12 protein-coding genes are annotated in these 14,763 nt (G+C 43.0%); 7 read left to right on the top strand and 5 right to left on the bottom strand.

All coding sequences use genetic code 11. The features are described 5' to 3' along the window. Positions 1-4 precede the first annotated feature (4 nt). The 3 genes from F8S12_RS38720 (at position 5) to F8S12_RS38710 (ending at position 1,559) form a co-directional block, all read left to right on the top strand. Positions 5-535 (top strand): cupredoxin domain-containing protein, encoded by a 531-nt coding sequence (locus F8S12_RS38720; protein ID WP_196521590.1) that lies wholly within the window; start codon positions 5-7, stop codon positions 533-535. A 204-nt stretch (positions 536-739) separates the two neighbouring features. Then, positions 740-1,147, top strand: a complete 408-nt coding sequence (locus F8S12_RS38715) for a heavy metal-responsive transcriptional regulator (protein WP_196521589.1) — start codon at positions 740-742, stop codon at positions 1,145-1,147. A 217-nt stretch (positions 1,148-1,364) separates the two neighbouring features. Continuing rightward, positions 1,365-1,559, top strand: a complete 195-nt coding sequence (locus tag F8S12_RS38710; RefSeq protein ID WP_196521588.1) for a heavy-metal-associated domain-containing protein — start codon at positions 1,365-1,367, stop codon at positions 1,557-1,559. Between the two features lie 168 nt (positions 1,560-1,727). On the opposite strand, the gene F8S12_RS38705 is transcribed toward F8S12_RS38710, so the two are convergent. Both F8S12_RS38705 and F8S12_RS38700 read right to left on the bottom strand, forming a co-directional pair. Beyond that, positions 1,728-2,387 carry a hypothetical protein gene (locus F8S12_RS38705; protein WP_230968572.1) on the bottom strand — a complete coding sequence of 220 codons (660 nt, stop codon included), beginning with the start codon at positions 2,385-2,387 and terminating at the stop codon, positions 1,728-1,730. A 202-nt stretch (positions 2,388-2,589) separates the two neighbouring features. Beyond that, entirely contained in the window at positions 2,590-3,690 is a 1,101-nt protein-coding gene (locus tag F8S12_RS38700; RefSeq protein WP_196521587.1) for a D-alanine--D-alanine ligase family protein, read from the bottom strand. Between the two features lie 475 nt (positions 3,691-4,165). Between F8S12_RS38700 and F8S12_RS38695 the strand changes: the two genes are divergently transcribed. Together F8S12_RS38695 and F8S12_RS41420 are read left to right on the top strand one after the other, a co-directional pair. Then, a complete protein-coding gene (locus tag F8S12_RS38695; RefSeq protein ID WP_196521586.1) occupies positions 4,166-5,014 on the top strand; it encodes a lysophospholipid acyltransferase family protein in 849 nt (282 codons plus the stop codon). 328 nt (positions 5,015-5,342) lie between these two features. Continuing rightward, complete coding sequence (locus F8S12_RS41420; protein WP_230968571.1) at positions 5,343-8,306, top strand: lamin tail domain-containing protein; 2,964 nt, start codon at positions 5,343-5,345, stop codon at positions 8,304-8,306. A 45-nt stretch (positions 8,307-8,351) separates the two neighbouring features. Here the strand turns inward: F8S12_RS41420 and F8S12_RS38685 are convergent, their stop codons facing one another. Next, positions 8,352-8,612, bottom strand: coding sequence for a MoaD/ThiS family protein (locus F8S12_RS38685; protein WP_196521585.1), 261 nt, complete (start codon positions 8,610-8,612; stop codon positions 8,352-8,354). A gap of 463 nt (positions 8,613-9,075) precedes the next feature. On the opposite strand from F8S12_RS38685, the gene F8S12_RS38680 reads away from it, so the two are divergent. Beyond that, positions 9,076-9,663, top strand: coding sequence for a Uma2 family endonuclease (locus tag F8S12_RS38680; protein ID WP_196521584.1), 588 nt, complete (start codon positions 9,076-9,078; stop codon positions 9,661-9,663). A gap of 370 nt (positions 9,664-10,033) precedes the next feature. On the opposite strand, the gene ebsA is transcribed toward F8S12_RS38680, so the two are convergent. After that, the gene (gene ebsA / locus F8S12_RS38675) at positions 10,034-10,408 is read right to left on the bottom strand and encodes a type IV pilus biogenesis protein EbsA (RefSeq protein WP_196521583.1); all 375 of its coding nucleotides are present in this window, start codon (positions 10,406-10,408) and stop codon (positions 10,034-10,036) included. Positions 10,409-10,889: 481 nt separating this feature from the next. Between ebsA and F8S12_RS38670 the strand changes: the two genes are divergently transcribed. Further along, entirely contained in the window at positions 10,890-12,296 is a 1,407-nt protein-coding gene (locus tag F8S12_RS38670; protein WP_196521582.1) for a glycosyltransferase, read from the top strand. Positions 12,297-12,428: 132 nt separating this feature from the next. On the opposite strand, the gene F8S12_RS38665 is transcribed toward F8S12_RS38670, so the two are convergent. Beyond that, positions 12,429-14,501: a DNA polymerase III subunit gamma/tau gene (locus tag F8S12_RS38665; protein ID WP_196515270.1), complete on the bottom strand. Its 2,073-nt coding sequence runs from the start codon at positions 14,499-14,501 to the stop codon at positions 12,429-12,431. Between the last annotated feature and the right edge of the window lie 262 nt (positions 14,502-14,763).

Genomic DNA, 14,763 nt, shown 5'->3' with positions numbered 1-14,763 from the left:
AAAAATGTTAACTAAAACAATTATTGGCAGTATAGCAACTTTGGGCTTGGTGTTCGGTGTAATTTCCGGTAAAACAGTAGCCCAGATGAGCCATGAAATGCCAGTCAGTGAGAAATCACAGACGAAGTTTCAACCCATTGAGCAACCACTATGGGTAAAAGGTACAGTCACAGGGGTAGGTTTAGCATTAATCGGACTAGAAACATGGTGGTTTCTCTTGAGTAAACCTAAGTCTCAAAAAGCAGAAGCCCATGATGGTATTCAAGAAATTAGCATTACCGTAGATGGAGGCTACGAACCTAGCCGAGTTAACGTTAATGCTGGTCAAAAAGTCCGCCTGAACTTCCTACGCCGTGACCCTAGTAGTTGTCTTGAAGAAATACGGCTACCTGATTTCCATATCGCCAAAAACCTACCACTCAATCAAGTTACATCCATCGAGTTTACACCCGACAAACCAGGTACTTATACTTTCGCCTGCGGTATGAATATGTTCCGAGGAGTCATTGAAGTTCAAGCGGCTAAATTATTTTAAGATCCGATGGTGCGTTACGCTACTGCTAACGCACCGAAAATCTAGATGTTACGTTATGTACCTAACGCGCTCTACGGGCTTAAAAATTTGCAACTTTATTCACGTCCCTATTTAGCAAGATAATGCTGTTGACACTTGACTCTCCAGTGAACTGGAGAGTTTAACATAAGGTAAGTGAATTACATAGCATAGGAGCAGCTAAGTATGTTAGTCCAAGAACAGCCAAAACTCATTGGTACTGTTGCCAAGTCTAGTGGTGTGCCAATTAAAACAATTCGCTATTATGAGGAACTAGGTTTACTCAGGTCGTTAGGGAGAACTGAGGGTGGATATAGATTGTTTAACTCTGATATTTTGGCTCGCTTGAACTTTATCAAACGCGCCCAAAGTCTTGGGTTGAGCTTATCAGAAATTAAGGATTTTTTGGAAGTTCACGATGAAGGTGAATTACCCTGTGTACATATAAAAGCCAAACTACAAGATAAGCTAACAGCTATTGATGAACAAATTCAGCAATTATTTATTCTGAGGCAAGAGTTAGAAGGACTAATTTCGGGTTGGGAAACAATACCTGAAAATCCAGAACAAACAATCTGCCCTATTATTGAATAAATTAAATAATTAAGCAGATTATTTTACTTTTTGTCAGCATATCAGCGTTTTTTATGAAGTTGATGTGCTGATTTTTTATATTAACTATTTTTTAATTTACCCCTTGACACTCCTGTAGAGTGGAGAGTTTAAACTGATTGTAGGTTGAGTGAATTAGTCATAGATTCACTCAGAAGTTTTCAAATAATTAATCTTTCTAAATGAGGAATCAAATCCTATGAAATTCCAACTTACTGTTCCCAATCTAGCCTGTTCTGCTTGCGTGAATACTATCACCCAAGCGATTCAAACAGTTGATAATTCTGCAATCGTTCAAGCCGATTCAAAAACCAAAATTGTCAACATAGAAACACAAGCATCAGAGACAGCAATTAAAGAAGCGATCGCTGCGATCGGCTACCCGTCTATTTAAACATTTGAGATGGTTTTAGTGTCAGCAGTTAGCATCCCAATAACTGCTGACAGCTAAATTTAGCTTAAAGACTTTTGTGTGACTAGTAAATACTAGAAAAGGCACGGTATAAACGTGCCCTAATTGATAAAAAGGATTAATTTGACAAGTTTTTGGTTTACAGTACTATCAATACTGGCGTAAAATTGCCGACAATGAACTATCTTTACGAAGATCCATCAAGTCTGCCAAAGATTCTGTGCGGGTATCTAGGTGATGCTTGTGTTCTGATGGCAGAACTGTCACCAGATGCTTTGTTTTAGGTGGCATCTGCATCATAGGCATTAGTTGTGGCTGTTGTGGCTGTGGCACAAAAATTGGCTGGTTGTTGGGAAGACGTGGTTCCAATCTTGTGTAATGGCTTTGTGCCAAGCGTGCTTGATGGCGGTTAATATGTTTTTGGACTTTTTGCGGTTGCCTTGGACGGTTGAGCATTCGGAAAATGATCAAGCAACCACTACCACAACTGAGGACGATCGCAGCCACCATCCATAAAGGTGTAGGATTACCATTCTCAGAGGCCATATTGATTGGTTCTTCAACTATCACTGGGATTTTTTCTGCTTCTTCTTGCGTTACCTGCCCAGCATTACCTAAGCTGTACAAGGCAAAAGCACCACCACTGAGAAACATGGCTAAAAACCCAGTTAATAATAGCCAAGGATGATGTGCAACCAGATATATCAGAACGTTCGAGCTTTTTCTTAATCTCGATTTTCTGTTTGTCAGCTCTGGAGTGGCCCCTATTGGTCGGGTTTGCTCATACTGTACATTCTGACTTTTTTCCATGATTACTTTCAGATTTGTACCCCTCTAGTCAATAAATTGTACTGGAGGAGTTAAACATCAGGTATCCGTAACAAAGTTTTAGATTCAAGTAGCTTTTTTTGTATAACATAAGATACAAAATCCGGCTAACTTTTGCCAAAATTCTGTATTTGTTGGATCTTTTTGCCAGAATAATCTGAAATAAGTTCGCTTATTTTTTTCGTTAGCTAGCAGAATTCCTTTCAATAGCAAGTTGAATTAATCGATCAACTAATTCTGGAAAGGAGACTCCACTATAAGCCCAAAGTTGAGGATACATACTCGTTGCAGTAAAGCCTGGGAACGTATTGATTTCGTTAATCAAAACTTCTTTTGTCGCTTCCACGTAGAAAAAATCTACCCTTGCTAACCCCGCAGCGTCAACTGCTGCAAAAGCTTGCAAAGCCATATCCTGAATTTGACGAGCGATCGCATCTGGAATTGGTGCAGGTATCAGTAAATCTGCCCGACCCTCAGTATATTTAGTTTCATAATCGTAAAAATCACTGTCATAGGTAATCTCTCCAATGACAGAGGCTTGGGGTTGATCGTTACCTAAAACGGCACACTCGACTTCTCTCGCTACCACACCAGCTTCCACAACTAGCCGACGGTCATAGCTGGCAGCATTATCCAAAGCGGCTTCTAATTCTTGGCGCGATCGCACTTTGGCAATGCCCACTGATGAACCCAAATTAGCAGGCTTGACAAAAGCCGGATAACCTAATGTTGCTTCAATTTCATCACAGAGTTTCGGAAACACACAAGGATTTGACCAAACTTGCGCTCTAGTTATCGCCTTGTATTTCACCTGTGCTAATCCCGCTTGCTCAAAGGCCATTTTCATCGCAATTTTATCCATCCCCATTGCCGAACCTAACACCCCAGAACCGACAAAAGGGACTTGCATCAAGGTGAGTAACCCTTGAATTGTCCCATCTTCACCGTTAGGGCCGTGGAGAACAGGAAACCAAACATCCACTTCAGCAACTTGAGAGGGAGATTGCCACTTGCTCAGGGTTTGGCTTTGGGGGTTGGATGTCAAATATCCCTCAGAAGTTGATTGTTCAGATTCCAGTAGCGGGATGCCAGTTCCTAAGACCTTTTGGGGTGCTTCTCCCGCTAGCCAACATCCATCTTTCTGGATGTAAAAAGGCAGTATTTCGTACTTACTAGCATTTTCCTCTGCACTCAAAGCTTTAGCGATCGCCCGTGCTGAGTTGATCGAAACTTCATGCTCTCCCGAACGACCACCAAACAATAACCCCACGCGCAGTTTAGTCATTTTCAGTACCTTGTCACTCCTCAAGCAGATAGCGTATCACAACCTACAAAAGTTGCCATATTTTTGTGTGTTCAAACCCCTGATTATTTTTTCATGCCGGTTAACTCCCCAATACAGTTCGGTTAACGTGTTTATTCCTCGAAGATCCCCCAACCCCCCTTAAAAAGGCTTGCTCATATCTCTTTTACCCCCTTTTTAAGGGGGTCGCCACAGGCGGGGGGATCTTATCCGAACGGTATTGGGTTAACTCCCTGCTTTTGATAGGCAATTGCCACTTTCGGAGAATAGATACTTTCTTACGGCGTTGCATAAATGCGAGATTAATTGAGATTGTTACCAAAAGATAAATCTAGATTTTTTGCGCCTTTGCGCCTTTGCGCGAAACAAAATTTATCCCAATTAATCAGCAACGCCTTTCTTACAAGTACAACATAAGGGATTGTTTGACATTGACAAATCCTGTTAAAATGCCTCGATGTTAAAAAAGCAACATTTCCTCAACAAAAAAACTGGTTGGTCTTTGGATGAGCGAGATCCAAAGTTCATCGAATCTCTAATACCCTTGCTGGGCTTTTTATATCACTACTATTTTCGAGTTAAAACTAGTGGCTGGGACAATATTCCACCCCAGCAAAAAGTTCTCCTTGTCGGTTCGCACAATGGGGGACTCGCGGCTCCCGATATGACGATGATGATGTACGACTGGTTTCGAGAATTTGGTGTAGAACGACCAGTCTATGGTTTAATGCATCCTAAAGCCTGGCAGGTTAGCCCACCATTAGCCCAACTGGTTGCCAAGGCTGGAGCTATCATAGCTCATCCGAAAATGGCTTACGAAGCCTTGCGCTCTGAAGCTAGTTTGCTAGTTTACCCAGGCGGAGCCGAAGATGTTTTTCGACCGCATCATTTGCGTAACAAAATCCATTTTGCGGGACGGCAAGGATTTATCAAGTTAGCGTTGCGGGAAAATGTGCCGATTATACCTATGATATCCTGGGGTGCCCACGATACGCTAATTGTGATCGCTGACTGCTACAAAATTGTGCAGCAACTTCACGAGTGGGGAATGCCTTGGCCCTTTGGCATTGATCCAGAAGTTTTTCCGATCTATCTCGGATTGCCTTGGGGATTAGCATTTGGCCCACTGCCTAACATTCCATTACCTGTGTCCATATACACACGTGTTTGTCCACCAATTGTATTTGAACGCTACGGTCGGGAAGTAGCCAGCGATCGCCAATATGTCAATGAATGTTATGAATTAGTTGTCAGTCAGATGCAGCAAGAGTTAGACAACTTAGTGAAGCTAAGTGCTAAGTCATAATTATAGTTCAATCTAGTTCAGATCAGCCCAAAGCCCCATGTAGAGACGCGATAAATCGCGTCTTCAAAGACCTATCAACCAAATCAACAAAATTTAAGAATTTAAAAGCGATCGCCACAGTGAATAGTAAATCAAGATGGTAGATTTTCATCCAAATTGGGCAACCTAAAAACGGGCATCGTCTAAGTACATTAGCGTTAGAAGCGTCCGCTACTCATTATCAGTATGACACCTCTGAATCTGCGGTGAATGTAGTAGTGCGTAGACGAGAGTGGTTGAGCGCAGACATCGCCACATTAAATTAAAATCAGGAGCTAGTGAAGCATCAATGAGTCTACTTTTAAAACATCTTTTAGCGGCCAACAACACCGACAAAAACCGTTATAAAAAACTACTAAGTAGCCTGACTCTATCACTGTGCGCCCTGAGTTGCTGGACACAACTTGCTCAAGCTGAAGGCAGTCGTACCCTGTATCCCAGTAGCGCCCCAGCCAGCAGTAGCAGGGCTAACATAGATTGGCGGAATGATTTCTATGGCAACCTGATTCTACGGCGAACCTTACTGAAAGTCTATGCCAATCAAGGTGAGTATATTCTTTTGGGTTCCAGCGCAGTTGGGGTAGTTGGGGCAGCGGGACAGAAGGGTGATATCCGCGTTTACAATCCCGGTCGTGTCACTGGAAAGATTGGCAGTGAAACTATACCCGGTACAGAAGATTTTCTGTGTACTTCTCCACCTGTTGGATCTCAACCTGTTGGATCTGGTGTTATCTCAACTCGCTCCCAGGAGTTAAATGGCCCCCGTGCTATTTCTGGTGGAGGCAATCCCAACGGCTATATTCCATGCTACTACCAAGCTCCATCCACTGGAGTTTATGATATTGTTTTCCACGGGCCTGATGGAGGTAACGCCGCAAATAATATTCTTCCCACTGGTGAAATTAATTTGACCGACCTGAGAAACTTTAAGGCTGATCAAGGAACCAGTGTTGCAGCTTGGGATGTAACGGTACGAAGCAGCGATACCTCAATAACCGACTTAAACGGACGGTTATTCAGCTACTATATTGCCTTCTTTACTGGCAATAACGGTCGATATCTCAACTTCCCAGTCTATCCTGTAACCATAGATGGCTTTAGATATAAAGTAGAACTTAGAGGTACAGATCCGAATGGATTTGCCCTCTATGGTAATCAAACTGGCTTTTTTGACAGTGACGGTAAAACACCTCTCTACCACGACATATTAGGGACAAACAGTCAACTGACTAGCTTGCAAAATGTTAGCCTAGCTCGTCCCCAATACGCTACCTTTTTCAACTCTATCGATGCTAGCGTACTTCCGTACATTGAACGTCACAAAGCTGATGGCACCTTAGACGGAACTGGTATTCCCCTTAGCCCAATTATTCCTGTTGTGAGTAATTTACAATTCAACGGCACAGTTGTAGGAAATAACAGTTCTTTCGGTACGGGCGGTACTTTATCCTTTGGCAGCAACGTCACAGGTACTTACGAACTCATTATCAGCCGAGACGGCAACAATTTTGATCCCACCAACTCCCAAAACCGTCTTTTACGAGGGATTATGACCGGAACGGGACAGCAAACGGTTAGTTGGGATGGGAAAGATAACAGTGGCAATTTTTTCCCGGTTGGCAGTAATTATAAAGTCCAAGTCAGAACCTTTGGGGGTGAATATCACTTTCCCCTGTTGGATGCGGAAAACAATTTTACTGGCGGCCCTACCATTACAATGCTGAATGCCACTAATCCCATAGGCAACACAAGAGCATTTTATGACGACCGTGGTTATAAAACCATCAATGGTGCTACCGTTGGTACTGTCGGTCAAGTACTTTGTGGTATTGCTCCACCAAACCCAGCCTTCAGCGACCCGATTAATGGCTTTGATACCGCCAGCAATGACCGGAAATTTGGTCAGCTTGGTAACAATGGTAACGCGGGAACATCATGCAATGGCTCTTTTGGAGATAGCAAAGCTCTAGATTTATGGACTTATTATCCTGGTCAAACTCAACCAACTCCATTAAATATTGTTGATGTCGTTTCAGGCAATGCTGGCAAAGTCATCATCAATGAAGTCTTGTATAACGAAACGGGTACTACTACTAACACTAACGACGAATTTATTGAACTTTATAATGCTTCCTTATCCCCTGTAGATTTGAGTGGTTTTAAGTTAGCAGATGGACACTTAACTGCTAATGATAATGATAGTACTAACGGCTTTACTTATATATTTCCTAACGGTACAACTTTACAACCAGGGCAATATGCTGTGATTTGGATTGGAAATAACAACGCCACTCATCAAGCAACAGCAGCAGCTTTTCAAGCTTGGTTAGGACAAACTCCCAAACTCAACAACTCCGGTGATGATATTTGGTTGTACGATAATCAGGATAAAATTATTGACTATATCGCCTATGGCAGTGGTGGTGAGGTTAATACACCTCCCGCAAGTGTTCTCAATCTCTGGGACAATACTTATCAGTCTTCCCTAATTGGGGGTAGCAATGGTCAGTCTATCAGCTTGACTCCAAATGGCAAAGATACCAATGCCAGTGCTTGCTGGGAAGCAACTACTAGTGAAAACGCTAAAACCCGGTGTCCCAACTACCTATCGACCATAGACACCGATTCTACAGGTAGTCGTATTACCAGCGTTGGCAAGAATAATAATGGTCAGATTAACGCTAAGTTGCTGCTAGTGAAACGCATTACCCGCATCAATAACCAAGATTTAACCGACATTGTAGATGGTCGCAGCAACATTGCGATTACTGATGCCAACTATGTACCAGAACCCTATGCTTCTGATGATAACGATTCAAAATGGCCTGCTAGTTACTTGCGGGGATTGATTAATGCTGGGACTGTCAAGCCAGGAGATGATTTGGAATACACTATCTACTTCCTCTCGAAGGGCCCGAGTGATGCTACTAACGTCAAATTCTGCGATTTAGTTCCTACCAGTACTACTTTTATTCCGACTGCGTTTAATGGTAATACTCCTGGTGATGGCGGCTTACCAGGAGCAAATCAAGGTATAGCCCTTGCAGTTAGTTCTAGCACTCCTACGGTTTACCTTAGCAATATAGAGGATGGCGATCGCGGACGTTTTTATGCTGCTAACGACCCAGCCCCATCATACTGCGGTGCTAACACCAATGGATCTGTGGTGGTAAATATCACGCGGAGTCCAGATTTACCTAATTTAGTCAAGGATTTTTACGGCTTTGTTCGCTTCCGCGCTAAGGTGAAATAGAGTGCTGAGTAAAGAAGTGAGAATCTCCACTCAACAATCAGTTGCTTAACCGCCGCTGACTGGCGGAATGAGCACTACTTCATCTCCATCTTCTAGTAGGGTATCCGATTCAACAAATATCAGATTAATCCCAAAGCGGGTGATGTCACGCCATTGGGAGAGTTCGGCGTGTTCGGCTATGAGGCGATCGCATACTGCTCTAACCGGCGTACCATTAGGAAATTCCAGCACCAGTTCTGAAACCTTAAAGGCTTCTTGATAAGCAGCGAATAATTTGACGGTAACTGTGATTGCAGATTTAGACATACAACATGCTTTGCAGCACCAGCAAATAGTTTAATACTTGACAAGCACCCTGAACTTTTGAAAGTTATAGGACTTACGCAAACAATAGTCGAAACCCTTATTTTATGGTAGGGGCAATTCATGAATTGCCCCTACCGTGTGTAGCTTTGCGTAAGTCCTAAGTTATTATACATTACTAAGCAGGTGACACAAACAAAACGCAGCAGCCGATTATGACAGTTAGTGGTAAGCTGTGCTAACTAGCGACGACTTTTAGCTCTTCACTAATAAGCCAAGTTGCGGGCTATCAAATTCTAGGTTCTTCGCAACGGTAGATACATGCGATAAAAATCGCAGGTTTAAACCGTCAAGACTTTTCTAAAAAAAGACCTGATACGATTAGGGTGTGAATTACTAGTGAAGATTGAACCTCATCACTTTTCTGCCCAAAAATTTTAGTCGCCGACAAATAGGTGATATTTTTATGCAATTAGAAACACAAAAACGCCATTACACACCTGAAGAATATTTAGAACTTGAAGAAAAGGCAGAATTCAGAAGTGAATACCGCGATGGAGAAATCATTCCGATGACAGGTGGTACTACCAATCATAATAAAATTTCACTGAATTTAGCTGCCTCATTAAAAATTGCTTTAAGAGGTAAAAAATATGATGTCTATATGGCTGATGTACGTTTGTGGATACCTCGTTATCGGCAGCATACTTATCCAGATGTGATGGTAATTCAGGGACAACCTGTTTATACGGAAACGAATACGACTACCGTTATGAATCCCTTACTAATTGCCGAAGTTTTATCTAAATCGACTAAAAATTATCACCAAGGAGATAAGTTTTCGTATTATCGCTCAACTCCTGAATTTAAAGAATATATTTTAATCGACCAATATTACTATCATGTTATGCAGTATGTAAAAACTGCGGAAGGTCAATGGTTGTTTACTGAAATTGAAGGCGAATCTGCAATTTTATTGCTGCAAACAATTGATTTTAAAATTCAACTTGGCGACCTTTACGAGCAAGTAAATTTTGCGGAAAGCGATGATTGATTCTGAATTCAGAAGCCAAAATTCAGAATCAATTATTGGGGGATTAAAATCCGCACTTCGACCCTTCTCTATGAGACGCTGCACTTCTGTACGAGAGGCTGCGCCAACGGCAAGAGTCATTAACCATCTAGGACTTACGCAAAACTACACGCTGTAGGGACAATTCATGAATTGCCCCTACCTAAAAATCATTCTTTTCGGCTATTGGTTGCGTAAGTTCTGGCCATCGCACAAAATCTATTCTGAATTCTGATTCCTGACTCCTGAATTCTTTCTTGATAAAATTAATGTTTTTTTGAATTATTTGGTTGCTATCACATAGCTTAGTTTTGAAGATTAGCCGAACTGGTAAAAATCCGGTTTAATTTAATCAATCGTCTATACGCAGTAGCTTCCGGTAAAACGGTTGTGAAAAATCGGTCAGGCGATGACGTTTATAGTTGTCCATAAGTTCAATTAAAAAATTAATAAACTCGAAACTGGCCATCATCAGTTCGTAACTCAGATCAGCATTGCCATCAAACTGGATTCGGCAACGTGTTAAGTCTGAGGGTAGAGTAGCAACATTCCAGGAGGCGACAAAGGGGACATGCTCACTGGCTTCTATCTTCCTTTGTCCCTCCAAGACCCCTTTTTGATAGAGACTGATGGCATAGGGTAAGAAATTCCGTCTAGCGAGTTGAACGTAAGGTAAGTAAACACTGGCTTGTTGTTGAGTGGCAGGCTGGAGTTGCTCAATAGACATTATGAAATATTCCTCAAGTTAGTTGGCAACTAGGGATATTAGTGGATATTAGTAGTATTCCCAAAAGATGTGTCTAAAGCACGCAGTAGGGAGCGAGGGGAAATCACTAATCACTCATGCCCAATGCCCAATAAATGAAGTTACTGCTAAGAAATATTAAAATTTCGGTTACAATGATGCTGCATTAACTTTTATTGAAGCTGGAGGCAATAAGGCTAAAAATCCTCACTTTAAAGTGGTGGATAGTTTTATTGCTGTTTCTCCCAACTACAAGCTGCTACTACCTTTCTATCGCTTTGCCCAACCAGAGTTCCTATTGATATGTGACTCTACTAGCTCTATCGTAAGTTGAAAGAGGTAGACGATTACTGTCAATCTCAGGGTTGGCTGAAGGTGTGTGGAGGTTGTACAGTTTGGTGTTACGTGATTACCAGCTTCTTTATAGGTGTAGACAAATACTGGTTTTTGAATCAAGTAACCTATGCCAGCGAATTCCTGGCCCGAAAAAGATTCTTATCAAGAGCTTGATCCGCTCAACTCCTTGTTGTCTGACCTATCAGCAGATGAGGAGTCAATGTTAGAGACAGATCCCGTGTCTTTAACATCCCGGTTTCAAGGTCGTAGACGTAAAGCAGCTCTAGTCTTGACTTTTGTCTGGAGTGGCACGATCGCTCTACATTTAGTTTCTTGGGCTTCCATATTTATTCTAGGACTGACCACCATTCTAGGATTTCATGCTTTGGTGGTAGTGTTTACCAAATCCCGTCGCTATCCAAAAGAAATACAGGGAGATTTGCCCTCTGTATCTGTGCTAGTAGCTGCGAAAAATGAGGAAGCAGTAATTGCTAAATTAGTCAAAAATCTTTGTAATCTGGAATATCCAGGTGGGCAGTACGAAATCTGGATAATTGACGATTACAGCAGTGATAACACGCCATATTTATTAGCAGAGCTAGAACAGAAACACGAGCAATTGAAAGTACTAAGGCGTTCAGCAGAAGCTAGTGGCGGCAAATCGGGGGCGTTGAATCAGGTACTACCTTTGACAAAAGGCGAGATTATCGCAGTATTTGATGCAGATGCCCAGGTGACACCAGACTTGCTGCAACAGGTAATCCCTTTATTTCAAAGAGAAAAGGTGGGGGCGGTGCAGGTGCGAAAAGCGATCGCCAACGCTAAAGAAAACTTTTGGACTAAGGGACAAATGGCCGAAATGGCACTTGATACCTGGTTTCAGCAACAGCGAACTGCCCTTGGTGGTATTGGCGAACTGCGGGGCAATGGTCAATTTGTCAGGCGTTCAGCCTTGGAAAGCTGCGGTGGCTGGAACGAGGAAACCATTACCGATGATTTGGATTTGACAATCCGCTTACATTTGGATAAGTGGGATATTGAGTGTGTTTTCCATCCGGCGGTGCAAGAAGAAGGAGTGACAAGTGCAGTTTCACTCTGGCATCAACGCAACCGTTGGGCAGAAGGCGGTTATCAACGCTATCTGGATTATTGGGATTTAATTCTCAAAAACCGTATGGGAGGGCGCAAAAGCTGGGATTTGCTGATTTTTATGCTGATTATGTATATCTTACCTACAGCAACAGTACCAGATTTATTAATGGCGATCGCCCGTCATCGTCCACCAATGTTAAGTTCCATAACAGGCTTGTCCGCTACTATGTCAATGGTAGGGATGTTTACAGGTCTGAAACGGATACGTCAAGAGCAAAAATTCCCACTTTCTACATATTTTTTGTTCCTGCTGCAAACCCTGCGTGGCAGTTTATATATGTTGCACTGGTTAGTGGTTATGAGCAGTACTACTGCCCGGATGTCGGTAAGACCAAAGCGCCTGAAATGGGTAAAAACTTTGCATACTGGGAATGGGGAATAGGGCATGGGGCATGGGGCATGGGGCATGATGGACTACAAGATTAGAGGAGTAGGGGAGAACTTTCTCAGGGTTTTTCCAATGCCCAATGCCCAATGCCCAATGCCCAATGCCCAATGCCCAATGCCCAATTTTTTATTCATCATCTACTTCTGATTCTTCTACCCAATCAGGTGTGGTCATAGAGTCGGATAATTCTGTGGAATCATCTGCAAAGCGGATAATTTGTCCGTTGAAAAATTCTGCTAGACGATGAGCTGCGATCGCTACTTCGTCAACTTCCCAATCAGTTGCGGGTGTTAGCTTTGGCGGTGGAGGCAAAGTTTGCCCCCCATTTCCATTCAGCCCATTTCCATTTGCCCTATTTCCATTCAGCCCATTTCCGTTCCTTGCAGCCGACTCAGTTTGTGCTGGTGCTGGTGTCGCTGCTGGTGGTGGAGTTGCTGGCTGTGGTACTGGCGCTGGAGGCGGAATTTGCTGGTTGTAATTGGGAGTTGGTGGCTGCTGAACGCGACTAGAGTCTTTTGGGGGAGGATTTTTTTTGGCTGAGGTAGAGTTTGAAGAAGTTCCTTTTTCTATATTTATCTGGATTTCACGCTGGAAAGTCTGCTGGAAAGCTGCCCTAATCATCGGTAGATAAGATTTTCCCTTGTCATACCATGCCTGTTTGATAGCAATTCGAGCCACAACACCGTCGAACTCTATGACATGGCTCATTTGACGCAGCATTTCTTGCGTTGATTTTGGCTGGAGGTTAGCAAGCACCTGTTGCCAAACCTGAGTTAAGTCATATTGTGCCTCGCCAACAACTTCTGAAGTTATCGGTTCAACGTTCGCAGGTGGCACAGATACAGATACAGGTTCTGGCGTTGGTGGTGAAACTGAGTTAGCAGCCGAATTGTTATTTGTTTGCTGTTCAACTGGAGGAGATGAAGTGAGGGGATGATTTTGGGCAGATGCTAGATGATTCGGAGATGCAGAATTATGGTTTGTTTGCGAATCAGCTAGAGGTACAGAAGAAACTGCGTGATTTTGGGCAACTGCTGGGGAATAGCTTGGCGATACAGCAAGTGTGTTAACTCGCGGCGCGATACTTGGGGCTTGTAGCTGAATATTCGTCGCACTAGGTAACAATCCTAGTAACGTTACTTCTAACCACAAACGCGGCTGAGTGGTATTTTTTATTTGCACTTCTGATGTTCGCAGGTGTTGCTGTCCTGCCAAAATTGCCCTTATATCTAAGTATTGGGAAAACTCAACCAGCGCTGTCCAGGTTTGCTGAGTACAAGCAACCAAATTGTGGCGATTGGGTGCGGTTTTAGCAATGAGTAAATCGCGGTAAAAACCGGCGAGATTTTGGAGAAGAGTTAGCGGTTCTCGACCACGATCTAGAATGTTGTGGGTACAGTCTAGAACGGCTTCTGGACTATCTTGAGCGATCGCATTTAGGAGCTTCAGCAAATCCTGTTCGCTCACCGTCCCAACCAAATCCCAAACTCGCTCTGGTGTCACTTCACCCGCTAACAAACTCAATTGGTCAAGTAAACTTTCTGCATCCCGCAATCCTCCCTGAGAAAGTTGGGCTACCAGGGTTACAGCATCGGGTGAAATATGAATGTTTTCTTTAAAGGCGATCGCACTCAAATGCCTGACCATTGCTTCTAACTGAATGCGTCTAAAATCAAACCTTTGACAGCGCGAAATAATCGTTGGTAACACCCGTTGCGGGTCTGTTGTCGCCAATACAAAAACCACGTTTCTCGGTGGTTCTTCTAGGGTCTTCAGTAGCGCATTGAATGCCTGGGTACTGAGCATGTGGCACTCATCAATGACATAAACTTTGTAGCGACACTGTACAGGAGCAAACTGAGCTTTTTCAATCAATTCGCGGATATTATCGACACCAGTGTTGCTAGCAGCATCAATTTCAATTACGTCTAAGGTATAGCCTTTGGTGATCCCCTGACAAACCACACACACACCGCAGGGTTCAGCAGTGGGCTTGTCACTTTTGAGACAATTGAGGGATTTAGCCAGAATCCGGGCGCTAGAAGTTTTCCCCGTACCTCTAGGCCCAGTGAATAAATAGGCGGGGGCGATTTTGGATGTGCCGATCGCGTTTGTGAGGGTGGTCGCGATCGCCTCTTGACCTACCAGTTCAGCAAAACTCTTAGGGCGATATTTGTGGTGCAGGGGTTCGTAAGACATGGAAATATAGACTTCAATGCCTTTCAAAGTTAATTAGTAGCACCAAGTCGAGTTTAGGATTCAACTATTTTAATCTCTCGTACCTGCTTTGTTTGTCGATATTGCCATACCAATTGCACTAAAGCAATGCTGTAAATTTTGGCACTAAGAGAAGCAAGCAACGACAGCATATTTTATCAGATGATTTCACTATCTAATGCATCCGAATTATAGCATATCATTTAGTACATTTGTTCTATACAAAGAGTTGGGACTGGGAGGA

Origin of the sequence: Nostoc sp. WHI (genome assembly GCF_015714725.1) — a bacterium.
In the GTDB taxonomy this organism is placed as follows: domain Bacteria; phylum Cyanobacteriota; class Cyanobacteriia; order Cyanobacteriales; family Nostocaceae; genus Nostoc.
This window is presented reverse-complemented; position numbering and strand designations above follow the sequence as displayed.

Excerpts from the sequence above, each read along its gene's own strand:
- F8S12_RS38665 (WP_196515270.1), bottom strand. The coding sequence starts at position 14,501 with ATGTCTTACGAACCCCTGCACCACAAATATCGCCCTAAGAGTTTTGCT.
- F8S12_RS38705 (WP_230968572.1), bottom strand. The coding sequence starts at position 2,387 with ATGGAAAAAAGTCAGAATGTACAGTATGAGCAAACCCGACCAATAGGG.
- F8S12_RS38680 (WP_196521584.1), top strand. The coding sequence starts at position 9,076 with ATGCAATTAGAAACACAAAAACGCCATTACACACCTGAAGAATATTTA.
- F8S12_RS38685 (WP_196521585.1), bottom strand. The coding sequence starts at position 8,612 with ATGTCTAAATCTGCAATCACAGTTACCGTCAAATTATTCGCTGCTTAT.
- ebsA (WP_196521583.1), bottom strand. The coding sequence starts at position 10,408 with ATGTCTATTGAGCAACTCCAGCCTGCCACTCAACAACAAGCCAGTGTT.
- F8S12_RS41420 (WP_230968571.1), top strand. The coding sequence starts at position 5,343 with ATGAGTCTACTTTTAAAACATCTTTTAGCGGCCAACAACACCGACAAA.
- F8S12_RS38695 (WP_196521586.1), top strand. The coding sequence starts at position 4,166 with ATGTTAAAAAAGCAACATTTCCTCAACAAAAAAACTGGTTGGTCTTTG.
- F8S12_RS38710 (WP_196521588.1), top strand. The coding sequence starts at position 1,365 with ATGAAATTCCAACTTACTGTTCCCAATCTAGCCTGTTCTGCTTGCGTG.
- F8S12_RS38670 (WP_196521582.1), top strand. The coding sequence starts at position 10,890 with ATGCCAGCGAATTCCTGGCCCGAAAAAGATTCTTATCAAGAGCTTGAT.
- F8S12_RS38700 (WP_196521587.1), bottom strand. The coding sequence starts at position 3,690 with ATGACTAAACTGCGCGTGGGGTTATTGTTTGGTGGTCGTTCGGGAGAG.
- F8S12_RS38715 (WP_196521589.1), top strand. The coding sequence starts at position 740 with ATGTTAGTCCAAGAACAGCCAAAACTCATTGGTACTGTTGCCAAGTCT.
- F8S12_RS38720 (WP_196521590.1), top strand. The coding sequence starts at position 5 with ATGTTAACTAAAACAATTATTGGCAGTATAGCAACTTTGGGCTTGGTG.